Origin of the sequence: Proteus sp. FZP2095 (assembly GCF_023701425.1) — a bacterium.
Classification (GTDB): Bacteria; Pseudomonadota; Gammaproteobacteria; order Enterobacterales; family Enterobacteriaceae; genus Proteus; species Proteus cibarius.
Window position 1 is genome coordinate 1646327 of record NZ_JAMQBJ010000001.1, and the last position, 15512, is coordinate 1661838.

Annotated in this window: 12 protein-coding genes; all 12 read right to left on the bottom strand. The window is 40.2% G+C overall.

Annotated features, from left to right (window positions below; all coding sequences use genetic code 11):
* Positions 1 to 95: 95 nt before the first annotated feature.
* A complete protein-coding gene (gene pbpC / locus NBG71_RS08020; protein ID WP_159242112.1) occupies positions 96 to 2417 on the bottom strand; it encodes a peptidoglycan glycosyltransferase PbpC in 2322 nt (773 codons plus the stop codon).
* Between the two features lie 48 nt (positions 2418 to 2465).
* Positions 2466 to 7553 carry an alpha-2-macroglobulin family protein gene (locus NBG71_RS08025; RefSeq protein ID WP_446030918.1) on the bottom strand — a complete coding sequence of 1696 codons (5088 nt, stop codon included), beginning with the start codon at positions 7551 to 7553 and terminating at the stop codon, positions 2466 to 2468.
* 294 nt (positions 7554 to 7847) lie between these two features.
* Positions 7848 to 8273, bottom strand: a complete 426-nt coding sequence (locus NBG71_RS08030) for an enhanced serine sensitivity protein SseB C-terminal domain-containing protein (RefSeq protein WP_075670482.1) — start codon at positions 8271 to 8273, stop codon at positions 7848 to 7850.
* A gap of 27 nt (positions 8274 to 8300) precedes the next feature.
* A complete protein-coding gene (pepB, locus tag NBG71_RS08035) occupies positions 8301 to 9596 on the bottom strand; it encodes an aminopeptidase PepB (protein WP_075670480.1) in 1296 nt (431 codons plus the stop codon).
* A 280-nt stretch (positions 9597 to 9876) separates the two neighbouring features.
* Positions 9877 to 10071 carry a Fe-S cluster assembly protein IscX gene (iscX, locus tag NBG71_RS08040; protein ID WP_006533441.1) on the bottom strand — a complete coding sequence of 65 codons (195 nt, stop codon included), beginning with the start codon at positions 10069 to 10071 and terminating at the stop codon, positions 9877 to 9879.
* A gap of 15 nt (positions 10072 to 10086) precedes the next feature.
* Complete coding sequence (fdx, locus tag NBG71_RS08045) at positions 10087 to 10422, bottom strand: ISC system 2Fe-2S type ferredoxin (RefSeq protein ID WP_006533442.1); 336 nt, start codon at positions 10420 to 10422, stop codon at positions 10087 to 10089.
* Between the two features lie 2 nt (positions 10423 to 10424).
* The gene (hscA, locus tag NBG71_RS08050) at positions 10425 to 12275 is read right to left on the bottom strand and encodes a Fe-S protein assembly chaperone HscA (protein WP_075670478.1); all 1851 of its coding nucleotides are present in this window, start codon (positions 12273 to 12275) and stop codon (positions 10425 to 10427) included.
* A gap of 11 nt (positions 12276 to 12286) precedes the next feature.
* Complete coding sequence (gene hscB / locus NBG71_RS08055) at positions 12287 to 12808, bottom strand: co-chaperone HscB (RefSeq protein ID WP_075670476.1); 522 nt, start codon at positions 12806 to 12808, stop codon at positions 12287 to 12289.
* 49 nt (positions 12809 to 12857) lie between these two features.
* The gene (gene iscA / locus NBG71_RS08060; protein ID WP_006533446.1) at positions 12858 to 13181 is read right to left on the bottom strand and encodes an iron-sulfur cluster assembly protein IscA; all 324 of its coding nucleotides are present in this window, start codon (positions 13179 to 13181) and stop codon (positions 12858 to 12860) included.
* 89 nt (positions 13182 to 13270) lie between these two features.
* Positions 13271 to 13657 (bottom strand): Fe-S cluster assembly scaffold IscU, encoded by a 387-nt coding sequence (iscU, locus tag NBG71_RS08065; protein ID WP_023581622.1) that lies wholly within the window; start codon positions 13655 to 13657, stop codon positions 13271 to 13273.
* 24 nt (positions 13658 to 13681) lie between these two features.
* A complete protein-coding gene (locus NBG71_RS08070; protein ID WP_072063243.1) occupies positions 13682 to 14896 on the bottom strand; it encodes an IscS subfamily cysteine desulfurase in 1215 nt (404 codons plus the stop codon).
* 68 nt (positions 14897 to 14964) lie between these two features.
* Positions 14965 to 15459 (bottom strand): Fe-S cluster assembly transcriptional regulator IscR, encoded by a 495-nt coding sequence (gene iscR / locus NBG71_RS08075; RefSeq protein ID WP_006533450.1) that lies wholly within the window; start codon positions 15457 to 15459, stop codon positions 14965 to 14967.
* Positions 15460 to 15512 lie beyond the last annotated feature (53 nt).

Consider the following 15512-nt stretch of genomic DNA (forward strand, 5'->3'; position numbering starts at 1 on the left):
AAAGAACCGAAATGAAATACGATAAATAGTCTCTTTATCGAAAAAACTAATTTAGTGAAAGATCACTCAGTTCTTGTTTATTTTATCGTTTTAGTTTAACGAAATATAAAATTAACCATATCCGTTTGACCACTTAGATCAAGCACTGAAAGTTGGTATTTACCTCGTTTCTCTAATAAATAAGAGAATGTTTCCCCGTTTCCTGTCTTACCTATTTGCTCACCATTTAAAAACCACCATTGCATACCACTTCCACCTTGCGTAGAAACAGTTATTTCAAGATTAGTTTCGCCGGGTAATGGTCTTAATAAATCGCCTGCACGAATACCCGAGATAAACAGAGGAATAATATCTTCTTTAATTGGTGGACAAGTTTCAGAAATCGGCGGCAGTCGTTTTGCTCTGCGCTCTTTTTCTGGCAACCATGCTTCTAATGCTATCGGCCACAAGGCGATATCTTTTAACTCTGCATTAGGGCAATTAGGGCCTGTACGTTTGCCTTCATTATCTAACCAAATTTTTTCGTTGATCCCCAAGATACCTTCTTGGCTATCATTTAACAAAGTTGGTGGAATGGTGTTATCTAAGATCCAACTTCGACGACTGACTCTACAGTTGCTATCTTCTTTAGGTAATGCCTTACCTGTCGGCCAACAGATAGTGGCTGCCGTTACACTGTTAGGGCGTAAATCTGTTGGTGGTCTTTGTTTATTTTGATAGAAGTAGCCTGTTAATAAGTTATTGACTTGATTCATAATAGGGACTGCTGTCGCAAAACCAAACTGCCCTGCAACCGGTGTTCCATCAGGCCTACCTACCCAAACGCCAATGGTATAACGTGCATTCACACCAATAGACCATGCATCACGATATCCATAACTTGTACCTGTCTTCCAAGCCAAAGGGACAACAGGCGAAATTGCACTATCTGGACGAGGTCTGGCTTCTCCGGCTAAGATACGTCTAATAATCCAAGCAGAGCCCGGTGACATCAATACTCGATCTTCTATTATTTGTTCCGGTTTAAAACGTAACGGTGCTGTTTTTCCTTGCCTTGCTAATGCACTAAAGGCAGAAACAAGCTCATCCATTCGCGTCGCAGTTCCTCCTAAGATCAGTGCTAAATTTGGCTCTGAACCATAAGGAAAGCGCATTTCAAGATGGTTATGACGTAATTTTGCTGCAAATTTCTTTGCACCATACACTTCAATAAGTTGTACCGCTGGCAGATTCAAAGAACGACTTAATGCTTCACTGGCACTAACTGCACCATTAAAATCAGAGTCAAAATTACCAGGACGATAATTATCAAATCGACGAGGAACATCTTGTAAAAGCGATTCTGCGTGAATAAGTCCTTCATCTAATGCAAGTGCATAAATAAATGGCTTTAATGTTGAACCTGGTGAGCGCCATGCACTAATCATATCGACATGACCAAAGCGCGAATTATCATTAAAATCAGCAGAGCCGACATACCCTTTCACACTCATATCTGTATGATCAACAACTAAGATAGCTAAAGATGTTTTATCCGCTAATTGATACTTCCATTGGTTCGCAATATCTTCGAGCTGTCGTTGAATATTGATATCAATCGTTGTTGTAATAACAGGTTCTCGCTTTTCGTTATACATACGACGAGCCAGTAATGGTGCTAATTGTGGTGTTTGCCTTGGTGCTAATAAAACCTGTTCTTCCTTAATTTCATCAACTTTTTCTTGTGGCCATATTTGATATTCTGCCAGTCTATCTAATACTTTATCCCTAGCAGCTTGAGCACGTTCAGGGTATCTATCTGGCCGTAAACGGCTTGGCGCTTGTGGTAATACCGCCATCAAAGTCGCTTCTCCCGCAGATAAATCAGCGGGTGACTTACCTAAATAAGCCCAGCTTGCCGCACCAATACCTTCTAACGTGCCGCCAAAGGGTGCTCTATTGAGGTAAATCTCCAGAATTTCATCTTTTGAGTAATACCACTCTAATTGCAAGGTGCGCCAAAGCTGTTTGATTTTCCCCCCTAAAGTACGAGAGTGAGGATCAATAAGACGAGCCACTTGCATTGATAGCGTACTTCCGCCTGACACAATTCTTCCTGAACTTAAGTCTTGCCATGCTGCGCGTAATATCGACATCGGATTAACACCGGGATGTTGATAAAACCAGCGATCTTCATAAGTAATTAAGGCTTCTAAATATTCAGGAGAGACATCAGTGAGTTTAACATGATAACGCCATACCCCTTCTTTATCTGCAAAACGCCAAAGAGGTGTACCATCTTGCGCTGTAACAATAGTCGCAATTTGAGGTTCAGGATCAGGGAGGGGCCAAATTTTATCTGCGATCCAGACTAAAATAGGCATTGCTAGCAAAAAAATAATGATAACAGCAATAAACTGTTTATATCCTAGTTTCATTCAATCACTCAAAGGAAAAAGCCCTTTCCGAAGAAAGGGCTACAAGACTTAAGGAACAACGTCAATCTTGGTTTCTGTTGATCCTATTGCACGCCAGTACGGCACATACATAGATTCAACTTGTGGTGGTGGTACTTGATAGCTACCCGGTGTTACGGCTCTTGCTAAATAGAGCAATGTTGTTGGGCGATATTTATCAACAGAGATAGCGGCAACAAATCTATCATCACGATATTCGAGATGTTTGATATTGGCTTGTCCCATATCGTCGATAAATTCCTGCAAGTCTGCCGCACTATCACTTAAGCTTGCACTACTTGATGCTAAGTTTTGGTTTTCGATTTCCAAGCCTGCTGGTAATAAATCAACAACTAATGCATCAGGTACGTCTCTATCAGCAGAAACTTCCAGTTTAACCACCAGCATTTCACCACTTTGTAAGCGATTAGGATGAACGCGGTTTCCCTTCAAATCATAATAACTACGATGAACATTTAATACATTACTATAAGGAGCAGGAGCGACTTTCGGATAACCCACGATATTCATGCGAGAATAAATCGCAGCACCACCACGGTTATTTAGCTCTAAGCCTTCTTGTAATTGTGCTGATGTTAATGTCTCATTGATTGCTCGATCGCTACTGATTGTAGGAACTTGACGATTAACAGCAACTTCCCAAGGCTGTTCCGCCATATTAATAAAGAAACGTCCAGCAAGGTATAACGAGTTACTTTCTTGGGTTGAGAACCATTCACGGCTTGTTAAGTTATCAGATAGTGCAATTACACTTGCATCACGAGATTGTGTTTCAAGGTTATTTTCACTTAACAATGCGATAATTAATGCTTGGTCACGAATGGTGCTACCGTAATCACCCAATCCATAATTATATTTACGTGTTGTTGTCACACCTTCAGCAATCAAGCTTTCAGCACGGCTACTATCACCCATTAATTTTAATGCGATACCTAACTGAACTAAAGCTAAGCCACTTCCTGCTTGATTACGCTCAAGATAGAGACGACGTAATTCACCCAAAGGTGCTTTTTGCTGATTTGCTAATACTAACGCAGCATAAGCCCTTGCTGAGAATCGCGCTGCATCTTGGTTAACTGCATATTCATAGTTAACTAAGTTTTTATCTTGTAAATAACGTAATAAACGATCGTTTGCACGTTTTAATGAATCAGCAGGAACTGAGTAACCTTGTTGTGATGCTCGGAATAAGAAGTCGGTTGCATACGCAGTTAACCAATATTCTTCACGTCCACCTTGATCCCATAAAGAGAATCCACCTTCTGATTTTTGCATCGTCAGTAGATGAGCAATACCTTTCTCGATAGCTGCTTTTCTATCAGCATCAGTTTGCGTTTTAATTCCCAACTGTTTCAGCTCTTTTTCTGTTGAATACAGTGAAGGATAAAGCCCACTGACTGTTTGTTCTAAGCAACCATAAGGATAAGCAAACAGCTCTCTAATATAACGCGCTACCTGCAACGGTGGACGACTTGTCAGTAATAATTCACCTTCAAGCGTTGAGTTATTAAAGCGACTTAAAATTTCTGATGGTAAACGCCAAGTATCACCATCTTGCAATGTGCTTGCATAGTGAATAGTTTCTGCTGGGAATGCTGGGCGAACACCAATATTCCATGTATTGTGGTAAGGTTTAATTTCTTCACCTGGTACTTTAATACCATAAATAGACAGTGAGAATTCACCCTGCCCAAAGCCATGTTTCGCTTTTACTGGAATTTGAATTTGAGTACGTTCACCTTTCGTTAGCGAGACAGTTTTGCTTTCAGCGCCACCTAATCCCACCAAACCTGAAGCGGTATAATTTAAGGTAATAGATTGCGCATCATCTGTTAGATTAGTTAAATCTAAAGATAAAAGTGCATTATCACCACCAGCCATAAAGCGAGGTAATGAAAGCTGCGTGACTAACGGTGCTGCAATAACAACTTTACCTTCTTGGCTACCAAATTTATCTGCAGTCCAAGCTTGTGCCATTAAACGAACTTCACCATTAAACTCAGGAATAGGTAAAGAAACTTCACCTTCACCTTGTGCATTTAATTTTACCGGAGCCGTTTGTTGAGCAATGATTTGCACATCAGTTAATGGTTTTTTACCACCACGAGATAATGCTGCGGCTTCACCACCATCACCACCAAAGCGCAAATTAGCTAAACGCCCTTGCCCTTCAATTAACTGCCCGTAAACATCATATTGGTCGATGCTGTAACGTTTACGACCAAAGAAAGCATCGTAAGGATCCGGTGTTTTATACTCTGTGATGTTTAATACACCGGTATCAACCGCAGAAACTAATACATTAATATTTTCAGGTAATGGTTGACCTGCAACTGGATTCGCTTTAATTCGAATTTTTAAATCTTGGTTAGGGCGAATTTTTTCAGGTGCGTCAAGTGAGATATCAATACGACGGTTTTTATCCTGCAATGGTAAATGCAAAATACCCACAGCACGTTTTACTGTCGCTTGTTTTGATGTATCTCCCGGTCTTACGACAACAGAAGTCAGATAGAGATCGTGTCTTGCCCACTCTTTATTAATAGGCACTTCAACATCAAGCCCTTTTTCTGGCACATCAATTTCCTGCCACCATAAAGGCCCATTACTTGATTCTAGTAATACATAACCTTTACCCGGATGAGGTGCAACAATGTTTAACTTAACTTTTTCACCCGGTAAATAACCTTCTTTATCCAGTTTAAGCTTAACTTGGTCTGGTCTTACCGCACCTGTTCCACCAGTGTTATCCATCCAAGAATAACCCGCCCAGAAACGTAGGCTACTGACTAGTTCTGTTTTAGGATCGACAACTTCGATACGATAAGAGCCCCATTCAACAGGGAATGCCACTTTTGCAGTGCCATCTTTTGCAATCTTGATTGTTTGCTCATCCATTTGCAGATCTTTTTCGTTATAGCCAGATTCCCAACCATTCGAACTAGACCAACGCCAGTAATAATCATGACGTTCATAGATAAATTTCACTTTAAGATCATTAGCAGGTAGTTTCTTACCATCTTGGTCTGTATAGACAATTTCAAATTCAGCCATTGAATTTTCATCAACACTGTAACCTGATTTATATTTGTCCGTACGATAGTCATAGACTTCTTTTTTAGGGAAGACAGGGCGAATACCAGCAAGATGAGTGGCAGGCCAAACAGCTTGTTGATAGCGACGAGTAACAGGGCGTCCGCCAGCTTCAAGTAAGCTAGCTTGTAAAATAATATTGATAGGTGATTTCAGCTCTTCATAGCGTTCGCTATCAACATTCACGCCACCTTCACCATCAGAGTCTAAATTAAGTTCAAACTCATCCAGTAAGCGACTGAAGTTTTCATCTTTTACAGCACCAAATTCATAGCCCGGTAATTTACTAACAGCTTCACGAGAGGCTTTTAAGAAAACTTGCCCTTGTAAGCGATTATCGGCAGCTGGTGCGCCATAAAGATAACGACCTTTAATGTCAAAATAAGCGTCATGACCGCTTAGTATAATTCCCTTCTTACCCGTGATTTCTAATGCCATACGTTCTGGCATAAAATCTTCGACCTGAAACTCGTAGAAACGAGGAGTACCATCTCCTACATCAAAACGTAAGGTACGTGTACCAGTATTTTCATCCGCAGGAATAACTAATTTTAATTGGTAAAGACCATTCTCTGGTTGCCAAACAAAACTACGAGAAACTTGTCCGTCGGTTTTAAGCAGATCGACTTTAACAGGTTGCTCTTTAATAGGATTACCATCACCGTCACGTAGCAATGCATTAACGATTAATGTTTCACCGGGGCGATAGAGATCACGGGGACCAAAAGCAAAAAATTGTTTGCTATAACCTTGTGGCCCACCAATATCAAACTCAGAAAGATCAAGCGCAGGTTTACGCAAATCAATCATACTGGTTTGCCCATCACGAATAGCCATTAATAAACGTGCTTTATCACTCTTCTCAAGTGTGGCATGTCCTTGGCTATCGGTTTGCGCTTTAGAAATCAAACCACCTTTTTCATCTAGCAGACGAATTTCTACTTTATCTAGCGCTGAACCATTTTTAAGTGATTGGGTGAAGATATCTAACGTATCAAGATAACTGTGCATTGACAGCCCGATATCACTAAATGTGAATACCGTTGCTGGCACTGTATATGAGTATTTACCCGCTTGTTGCATAACCGCAATGTAGGCACCTTCTTTTTTCAAGGCATCTATCGATTTTAGCGGTAACAATACATTTTCACGGGTATTTGTTTCTGTGTTTAATTCAAAACGACCGGTATAAACCAAATCAGCTTGGGATAGAAACTCATCTGATTCCCAATAGTTAATATTGGAACGGCTTTCCCATTGCGTTAAGAATTGAGCTAGTTGATCATCTTTAACCCGGAAAAAGTTTACATCAACTTGCCCCACATTTAGCGCAATAATCGGTAGACCTTCAGCTGCTTCAAGTGGCAGTAACGATCCTTTACTAGTGAAACCAACAGATGGGAAAATTTCTTCTGTCGTTAATTTCTGGCTAAAAGGTGTCGTTAATGTACGTTCATTAATACCTTTGATTTTTTCATCAATCGTTAAGTTTAATTCCGTTGATGGAGGTAAATGGCGAAAACGCAGTTCCATTAAGTTATCAGATAATTCCCACGCACCTTCTAACTTCCCTTTTTTGGTATCAACAAGATGAATAACATCATCAAACTTTTGGTCAGGATCAAGCGGTACAGAGAAAGTCACAACCATAGTACTCGCACCATCACGTTGTAACTCTGATGCATCTAATACAGTGACTTCTTTACCTGCAAAACGCATTGCCAACTCATCACGGACTTCTTTGCTTTTTAATGCAGTTTCGTTATTCGTTTTTGTTGTAACTGCAGGTTTTTCGCTTGTTTGAGTTGCGGTGCCTGATGTGCTCTGAGCGGTATCTTTTTGCTCTGTCACTTGTGTATTTTGCGTCTTATCAGTAGATGATACATTTTCATCCGCTTTATCATCACAGCCTGTAAGAGCTAATGCTGATGCCAATACAACAGCAAGAGAGCTCCAACGATAACCTCTCTTTTCTGTATATTGTCTAAACTGGTTTTGGTTCATATCCATTTCCTTTAATTCAACCCCTGAATAATGCGATGTTTTATGCAGGCAGAGATAATATATGTATTTCTTCATTCTAATAAGATAAAAAATAACGAGATAAGCTATTTTTTATCGCGTAAAACAAAATAATTTACAACACGAAACCATCTTATTTTTACTTTAAAAACAAAGCTTATCTAAAACAAAGCCTTATATAGAAATGCAAACGATTTGCTAATTTAGTCAACTTTCTATTATAAGGTAAAAAAAAGCGATATCTGATGAGATATCGCCTAAATTTAGAGGGCTGAATTAACTATCCAGATTAACTATCGGGATCCCTTTTCTTAAGAATCCCCCAAGTTTACGTTGATAAAAAGGTGATACATGGTGGATCATAAAATGACTTACACCTTTTTCATCTTTATCCACAAAGCAAAAATCTAGAGATTGCCCTTCTTCTAAATATTCAAAAGCTGATTCAGCCGCTTGTGGGAGTATCTGCGCGATCACCTCTTCTTCACCTGTTATCTCTAAACCAATAAGATAAAACGACTCTTCATTATCTTGCTCCTGAGCATTAACAATAAAGGCACGGCGGATCGGTTTATGCTCACCAAAAAACTCGCTAAGTGCGGTTATTAATTTTTCAGGCTGTGGCTCTAGAACACTTAACTTTAAAGAAGAACCTTCAACAGAAACAATTTCTTGTGTCTCAAATTGTTCAGATACACCCATTACAAACTCCAAATCAAATAACGTTTATTATTTTGCTTTTGCTAATAACAGATTCGCGATAGAACGTACACCGTAACCCGTAGCGCCTGCTGCCCATTGCTCTACAGAAGATTTTCTGTACGTTGCAGAACAATCGATATGTACCCAACCTTTTTTGTAGTCAGTTACAAAGTGCGATAAGAATGCAGCAGCTGTACTTGCCCCCGCTGTATGAGAAGGTGCAGCGATATTGTTTAAATCAGCAAAGCTAGAAGGTAATTGGCTACGATGGAAATCCGCTAATGGTAGACGCCAAAACAATTCATTTTCTTGTTCAGCACTAGTCAGTAACTCTGCAGCTAATTTATCATCAAAGCTCAATACAGAGTGGTAATCATTACCTACTGCAACTTTAGCGGCACCTGTTAATGTTGCTGCATCGATAATCAATTCTGGTGCAATATTGCTTGCATCAATTAAACCATCCGCTAAAACTAAACGACCTTCAGCATCGGTATTCATGATTTCAACTGATTTACCATTACGGTAACGGATAATATCACCTAATTTAAAGGCATTACCGCTAACCATGTTATCTGCGATACACAGCAGTAGCTTCACACGTTTATTTAAACCACGAGTAATCGCTAATGCTAAAGCGCCTGCTAACGTTGCTGCCCCCCCCATATCCGCTTTCATTGAGTTCATGGATGATGAAGGTTTGATGCTATAACCACCTGAGTCAAAAGTAATACCTTTGCCGACTAAACAAGCAAATACAGGGGCATCGCTATCTTTAGTTGGATTGAAATCTAATGCTAAATAGACAGGATCACGGGAAGAGCCTCGACCTACTGTATAGATCCCTGCATAGTTTTGATCGCGTAGATCAGCACCTTTGGTGATCTTATAGCTAATGTCTTCTTTATCAAGACCACAGAAAAGATCCACTGTACGTTGTGCTAGTTGTTCTGGTCCTAATTCTTCAGCAGGTGTATTGATAGTATCTCTAACCCAATCAACAATGCGAATACGTGATTCTAGTTCGTGTTTATCTGCATCATTTAATTGTGGCCATTCGATTGAACGAGCGCCTTTAGGTGCTCTGAAACCTAACCAGAAAGCCCAACTACGTTCTAAATCCCAGCCGTCGCCAACAAGTGCAACATTACGAATGCCTTGACCATCAACTTTACGTCCACCACGCTGAATAGCGCCTAAACGGTTTTCTTCCGTTAAGTGGATTGTCATGCCGGTTTCGCTAGTGCTAATTAGTGCTTTTTCACCCCAACATGCAGCAGCAGGTTCATTTGACAGCATGATAGGCATAATTTGTTTATTCATTTATTGTCTCACTTATTATTACTGGTGGCAGTTAACCTATTCAGACTACCAGATATTTAGCGTTTAGCGTGATCAATTTACTGCAAAAAACAAGAGGTCACCATTATCATCCAGTGATCTTTCGTATTTACATGATATTCCTCGAAGAAGATCGCATAACAAAATATCTCTACTACCAACTTTATGATTATTTTTAAATCAGTGATAAGGTAAAATGTAAAAGGTCATAATGCAAAAAGACCGGCAATAAGCCAGTCTTTTAAATTTACGATGTCGTCAATTATTCAAATTCATCAAGCCAAACAAGTAAAATAGCCTCAAGAATTTTTTCATTGGATTTCTGTGGATCATCATCAAAATCTTCTAAATCACAAATCCACTGATGCATATCAGTAAAGCGTACCGTTTTAGGATCAGTGTCAGGATAAAGATCAAATAATGCTTCCCCTATTTCACGCGTGTCACTCCATTTCATGTTCTACTCCTAAAATTAATGCTCTCTTGCGTGGTTAATCGAATATTTAGGGATCTCAACAACTAAATCTTCGTCAGTCACTTTTGCTTGGCAGCTTAAGCGGCTTTCTGGCTCTAAACCCCATGCTTTATCTAACATGTCATCTTCAAGTTCAGAGCTCTCTTCGAGTGAATCAAAACCTTCGCGCACTACACAGTGACAAGTTGTACATGCACAAGACATTTCACAAGCATGTTCAATCTCGATACCGTTGCGTAATGCGACATCTAGAATAGACTCACCTTCTGTTGCGTCAACAACAGCACCTTCAGGGCACAGTGTGCTATGGGGTAAAAATACAATTTTAGGCATAGTTATATCTCATCCACAGAATGACCTGCCAACGCTTGTCGAATAGATGAATCCATACGACGCGCTGCAAAATCCTGAGTTTGCTTATCCAGTAGTTTAATCGCGTTTTCAATAGCAACAGGATCTGTTCCTTCAACGCTCTCTATTAAGGTATCTACAACTTTGTCGATAGCCGTTTTCTCATCTTCATTTAACAGATGAGCATCTTCTTCTAATGCTGCGGTTAAACTTTCTAACACACGAGCTGCTTCGACTTTTTGCTCAGCTAAACGACGAGCATGTAAATCTTCTTGGGCATTTTCCATCGAAGATTGGATCATCTTAGCGATTTCAGTATCACTAAGACCATAAGAAGGCTTGACCTGTACTGAGGCTTCAACACCCGTTGATTTTTCCATCGCACTAACACTGAGTAAGCCATCAGCATCAACTTGGAATGTGACACGAATATGTGCGCCACCAGCAGCCATTGGCGGAATTCCACGCAGTGTAAAACGAGCAAGAGAACGGCAATCGCTCACCATTTCACGCTCACCTTGAACGACGTGAACACTCATTGCAGTTTGACCATCTTTGAATGTCGTAAACTCCTGTGCTCTAGCAACAGGAATAGTGGTATTGCGAGGGATCACTTTCTCAACTAATCCCCCCATTGTTTCAAGACCAAGGGAAAGAGGAATAACATCCAGTAATAGCATTTCGCTATCAGGTTTATTACCCACCAAAATATCAGCTTGGATTGAAGCACCAATGGCAACCACTTTATCTGGATCGATAGAGGTTAAAGGTTCACGTTTGAAATAATCACCAACCATTTGACGAACCAATGGTACACGTGTTGAACCACCAACCATAACCACTTCTAAAACTTCATCTATTTCGACATCTGCGTCTTTTAATGCGCGGCGAACAGATAATAATGTACGCTTCACTAATGATTGAATTAATGATTCAAACTCAGCACGAGTGATCTCACCTTTCCATCCATTAATGTTGATATCTGCAACATCGTTATCACTCAGTGCAATTTTAGTTTCTGATGCAACATCCAATAATTGACGTTGTAATACAGCGTCTTTCTGATGTCCAAAACCGGCACGTTCTCTTATCCAATCTACCAGCATCATATCAAAGTCATCGCCACCTAACGCAGTATCACCGCCAGTCGCTAAGACTTCAAAAACACCTTTAGTTAAACGAAGAACGGAGATATCAAAAGTACCACCACCTAAGTCATAAACAACGATGGTGCCTTCTTTTCCTGAATCTAGGCCATAAGCAATAGCGGCTGCTGTGGGTTCGTTTAATAAACGTAAAACATGCAAACCAGCGCGGCGGGCTGCTTCTTTTGTGCCTTGACGTTGAGCATCATCGAAATAAGCAGGTACAGTGACAACTACACCATCAAGTTCTCCACCTAATGATTGCGTTGCACGTTCAGCTAATGTTTTTAAGATATCAGAAGAGACTTGAATAGGATCAACAATACCTGCCGCTGTTTTGATCAGCGGTAGCCCATTGTCATTTTCATGAAAATGATAAGGAAGATTCGGGTAACGGCTTGTCACATCACTCAGTGAGCGACCCACCATTCTTTTAATTGAGCTTATCGTGTTAGCAGGATCTTTTTCTGCGTTTTTTTTAGCATTCCAACCAACGTTGATATTATCAACTTGATACTGCACGACAGATGGCAATAAATAGCGACCTTCGCTGTCAGAAAGCGCTTCGGCTTGCCCACTACGTACAGTGGCAACTAATGAGTGTGTCGTACCTAAATCAATACCCGCAGCGAGCCGGCGCTGATGCGGTGCAGGCGTTTGACCTGGTTCACTAATTTGTAATAATGACATAACTATTTCCCTTAAAAACCATCAAACAAGCGTTCTTCAAGTTGTTCTACTTGCTCTTTTAATTTCGTGAGAAAACGCAATTTTCTCACATTATCTGCAGCAACATCCCAAGTTTGATCCTCTAGCGTTTTGACCATTTCATCATGGCGTACTGTGTACATTTTTTCTAAACGCGCAGAAAAGTCGGTTAACAAACTTTCGGCTTCAGCACTGTGTTCGATGTTATCCAGCTCTTCACGTAATGTGAGTTGCTCCATTAAAAAAGCAGTATCGTGCATCGTTTGTTGCTCATTAGCAATATCGATACCCTGTAATGAGAGCATGTATTCAGCTCTTGAGAGTGGATTTTTTAAGGTCTGATAAGCCTGATTGATGGTTGAAGCAAGCGAGATTGCTTGAGCCTGTTCTTTTTCAGACTGACCTGCAAAACGATCTGGGTGATATTGACGCTGCATATCTTGATAACGTGTAGCAAGTTGCTGTTTATCAATATCAAAACGATTAGGCATGCCTAATAGTGTGAAATAGTCCATACATCTACTCTTGGATTAATTAACGTTAATACTGCGTTTTTAACACAAATTACACAGTGAAGCTTTCACCACAACCACACTCATTCGATACATTTGGGTTGTTAAATTTAAAGCCTTCGTTTAATCCTTCTTTGACGAAATCAAGCTCTGTTCCATCTAAATAGACCATGCTTTTACCATCAACGATAACTTTCACACCTTTGTCTTCAAAAACAGTATCTTCGTCATTGATGACATCAGCAAACTCAAGAACATAAGCCATTCCAGAACAACCGGATGTTCTTACGCCTAAACGTAAACCTTCACCTTTTCCACGATTAGATAGGAAAGAGCGAACACGATTAGCGGCGGATTCTGTAAGGGAAATTGACATGGCACACCTCACTCATAAAGAACGAAAGCGGATACTGAAAAAAAGTTTCAGCATCCGCCAATATTTTATTTTTTTATTATAAAAGACAATTACTTGCCTTGGCGTTTGCTTTTATAGTCTGCAATCGCTGCTTTTATTGCATCTTCTGCAAGAATTGAACAGTGAATTTTCACTGGTGGTAATTCTAATTCTTCTGCAATTGCTGTGTTCTTAATAGATTCGGCTTCATCTAATGTTTTGCCTTTCATCCATTCTGTTACCAGTGAACTTGATGCAATTGCTGAACCACAACCATAAGTTTTAAAACGCGCATCTTCAATTACGCCATTATCGTCAACTTTGATTTGCAGTTTCATAACGTCACCACAAGCAGGTGCGCCAACCATACCACTCCCTACAGTAGGGTCATTATTATCAAATGATCCCACATTACGAGGGTTTTCATAATGATCAATTACTTTATCGCTATAAGCCATGATTTAACTCCTGAAAACGTCTGATTAATGGTGAGACCATTCGATACTGTTGATATCAACACCTTGTTTATGCATATCCCAAAGTGGAGAAAGATCACGTAAGCGACCAATTGCACTGTGGATTTGTTCAATTGCATAATCTATTTCTTCCTCTGTGGTGAAACGACCCAAAGAGAAGCGAATAGAACTGTGTGCAAGTTCATCAGTTAAACCTAACGCACGCAGTACATAAGAAGGTTCTAAACTTGCTGAGGTACAGGCTGAACCTGAAGAAACAGCAAGATCTTTCAGTGCCATCATCAATGATTCACCTTCAACATAGTTGAAGCTCACATTAAGAATATTTGGCGCAGTGTGTTCTAAAGAACCGTTGATATAAACTTCTTCGATATCTTTAATGCCATTCCATAAACGTAAACGTAATTCGTTTAAGCGTTTAGTTTCATCAGCCATTTCTTCTTTCAAAATACGGTAAGCTTCGCCCATACCCACAATTTGGTGAACGGCTAATGTACCTGAACGCATACCACGCTCATGTCCGCCACCATGCATTTGTGCTTCTAAACGAATACGTGGTTTACGACGAACATAAAGTGCACCGATACCCATAGGGCCGTAAACTTTATGCGCAGAAAGAGAAAGTAAATCAACTTTTAACTTAGAAAGATCAATCGGTAATTTACCAACGCTTTGTGTTGCGTCTACATGGTAAATAATACCTTTGCTACGGCATAATTCACCGATAGCAGCAATATCTTGTACAACACCAATTTCGTTATTTACATGCATGATAGAAACTAAAATAGTATCTTCACGCATCGCTTCTTCAAGCTCTTTCAGGTCAATCAGACCATCACTTTTTGGTGCCAAATAAGTGACTTCAAAACCTTCACGCTCAAGTTGACGACAAGTGTCTAAAATGGCTTTATGTTCGGTTTTTGAAGTGATGATGTGCTTACCTTTTTTCTGGTAAAAGTTAGCAACACCTTTTAGTGCGAGGTTATCAGCTTCAGTTGCGCCTGATGTGAATACGATCTCACGAGGATCTGCACCGATTAAATCAGCGATCTGATTACGTGCAATATCAATAGCTTCTTCTGCTTGCCAACCAAAACGGTGTGAACGAGAGGCTGGGTTACCAAAAATGCCATCAATAGTCAGGCATTGCATCATTTTTTCAGCAACTCGTGGATCAACAGGAGTGGTTGCTGAATAATCTAGATAAATGGGTAATTTCATTGCTCACTAACTCCAAAGACGACGGATCTTCTTTAATAATTTTGTTTTTGCCTACCTAGAGATCGCCGTTAAACTCGCATATTAACAATGGTTTCTTGTAAACGACCATTAATAGCATGGCGTTTTTCATTGTCTTGACGATCGGCGACATCCATAACCTCTTCGTTATTTACTAACTCTTCAAGGCTGATACTGCTTAGGAAACTGGTTATACGATCACTTAAATCACGCCACAAAGTATGAGTCAGGCAACGATCGCCACCTTGACAACCTTCTTTGTTACCCTGACAACGGGTAGCATCGACAGATTCATCAACCGCAGAAATAACTTGAGCAACAAAAATTTGCCCTGCATCACGGCCTAATAAATAACCGCCTCCAGGACCACGAACACTTGCGACTAATTCATTTTTGCGCAAACGTGAGAAAAGCTGCTCAAGATAAGAAAGGGAAATCCCTTGACGCTCTGAAATATCAGCGAGGGGGACTGGGCCTTGCTGTGAATGCAATGCAACATCAAGCATTGCAGTAACTGCGTAACGCCCTTTTGATGTCAGTCTCATAACAAATACTCCGTGGTGAACAATAATCAAATTGTGTCATTCCCGAGTAATTT

Bases quoted from the DNA above. Each gene is read 5' to 3' on its own strand.
- NBG71_RS08030 (WP_075670482.1), bottom strand. From the start codon at position 8,273: ATGGGTGTATCTGAACAATTTGAGACACAAGAAATTGTTTCTGTTGAA.
- NBG71_RS08025 (WP_446030918.1), bottom strand. From the start codon at position 7,553: ATGAACCAAAACCAGTTTAGACAATATACAGAAAAGAGAGGTTATCGT.
- hscA (WP_075670478.1), bottom strand. From the start codon at position 12,275: ATGTCATTATTACAAATTAGTGAACCAGGTCAAACGCCTGCACCGCAT.
- NBG71_RS08070 (WP_072063243.1), bottom strand. From the start codon at position 14,896: ATGAAATTACCCATTTATCTAGATTATTCAGCAACCACTCCTGTTGAT.
- fdx (WP_006533442.1), bottom strand. From the start codon at position 10,422: ATGCCTAAAATTGTATTTTTACCCCATAGCACACTGTGCCCTGAAGGT.
- iscA (WP_006533446.1), bottom strand. From the start codon at position 13,181: ATGTCAATTTCCCTTACAGAATCCGCCGCTAATCGTGTTCGCTCTTTC.
- iscX (WP_006533441.1), bottom strand. From the start codon at position 10,071: ATGAAATGGAGTGACACGCGTGAAATAGGGGAAGCATTATTTGATCTT.
- hscB (WP_075670476.1), bottom strand. From the start codon at position 12,808: ATGGACTATTTCACACTATTAGGCATGCCTAATCGTTTTGATATTGAT.
- pbpC (WP_159242112.1), bottom strand. From the start codon at position 2,417: ATGAAACTAGGATATAAACAGTTTATTGCTGTTATCATTATTTTTTTG.
- iscR (WP_006533450.1), bottom strand. From the start codon at position 15,459: ATGAGACTGACATCAAAAGGGCGTTACGCAGTTACTGCAATGCTTGAT.
- pepB (WP_075670480.1), bottom strand. From the start codon at position 9,596: ATGAATAAACAAATTATGCCTATCATGCTGTCAAATGAACCTGCTGCT.
- iscU (WP_023581622.1), bottom strand. From the start codon at position 13,657: ATGGCTTATAGCGATAAAGTAATTGATCATTATGAAAACCCTCGTAAT.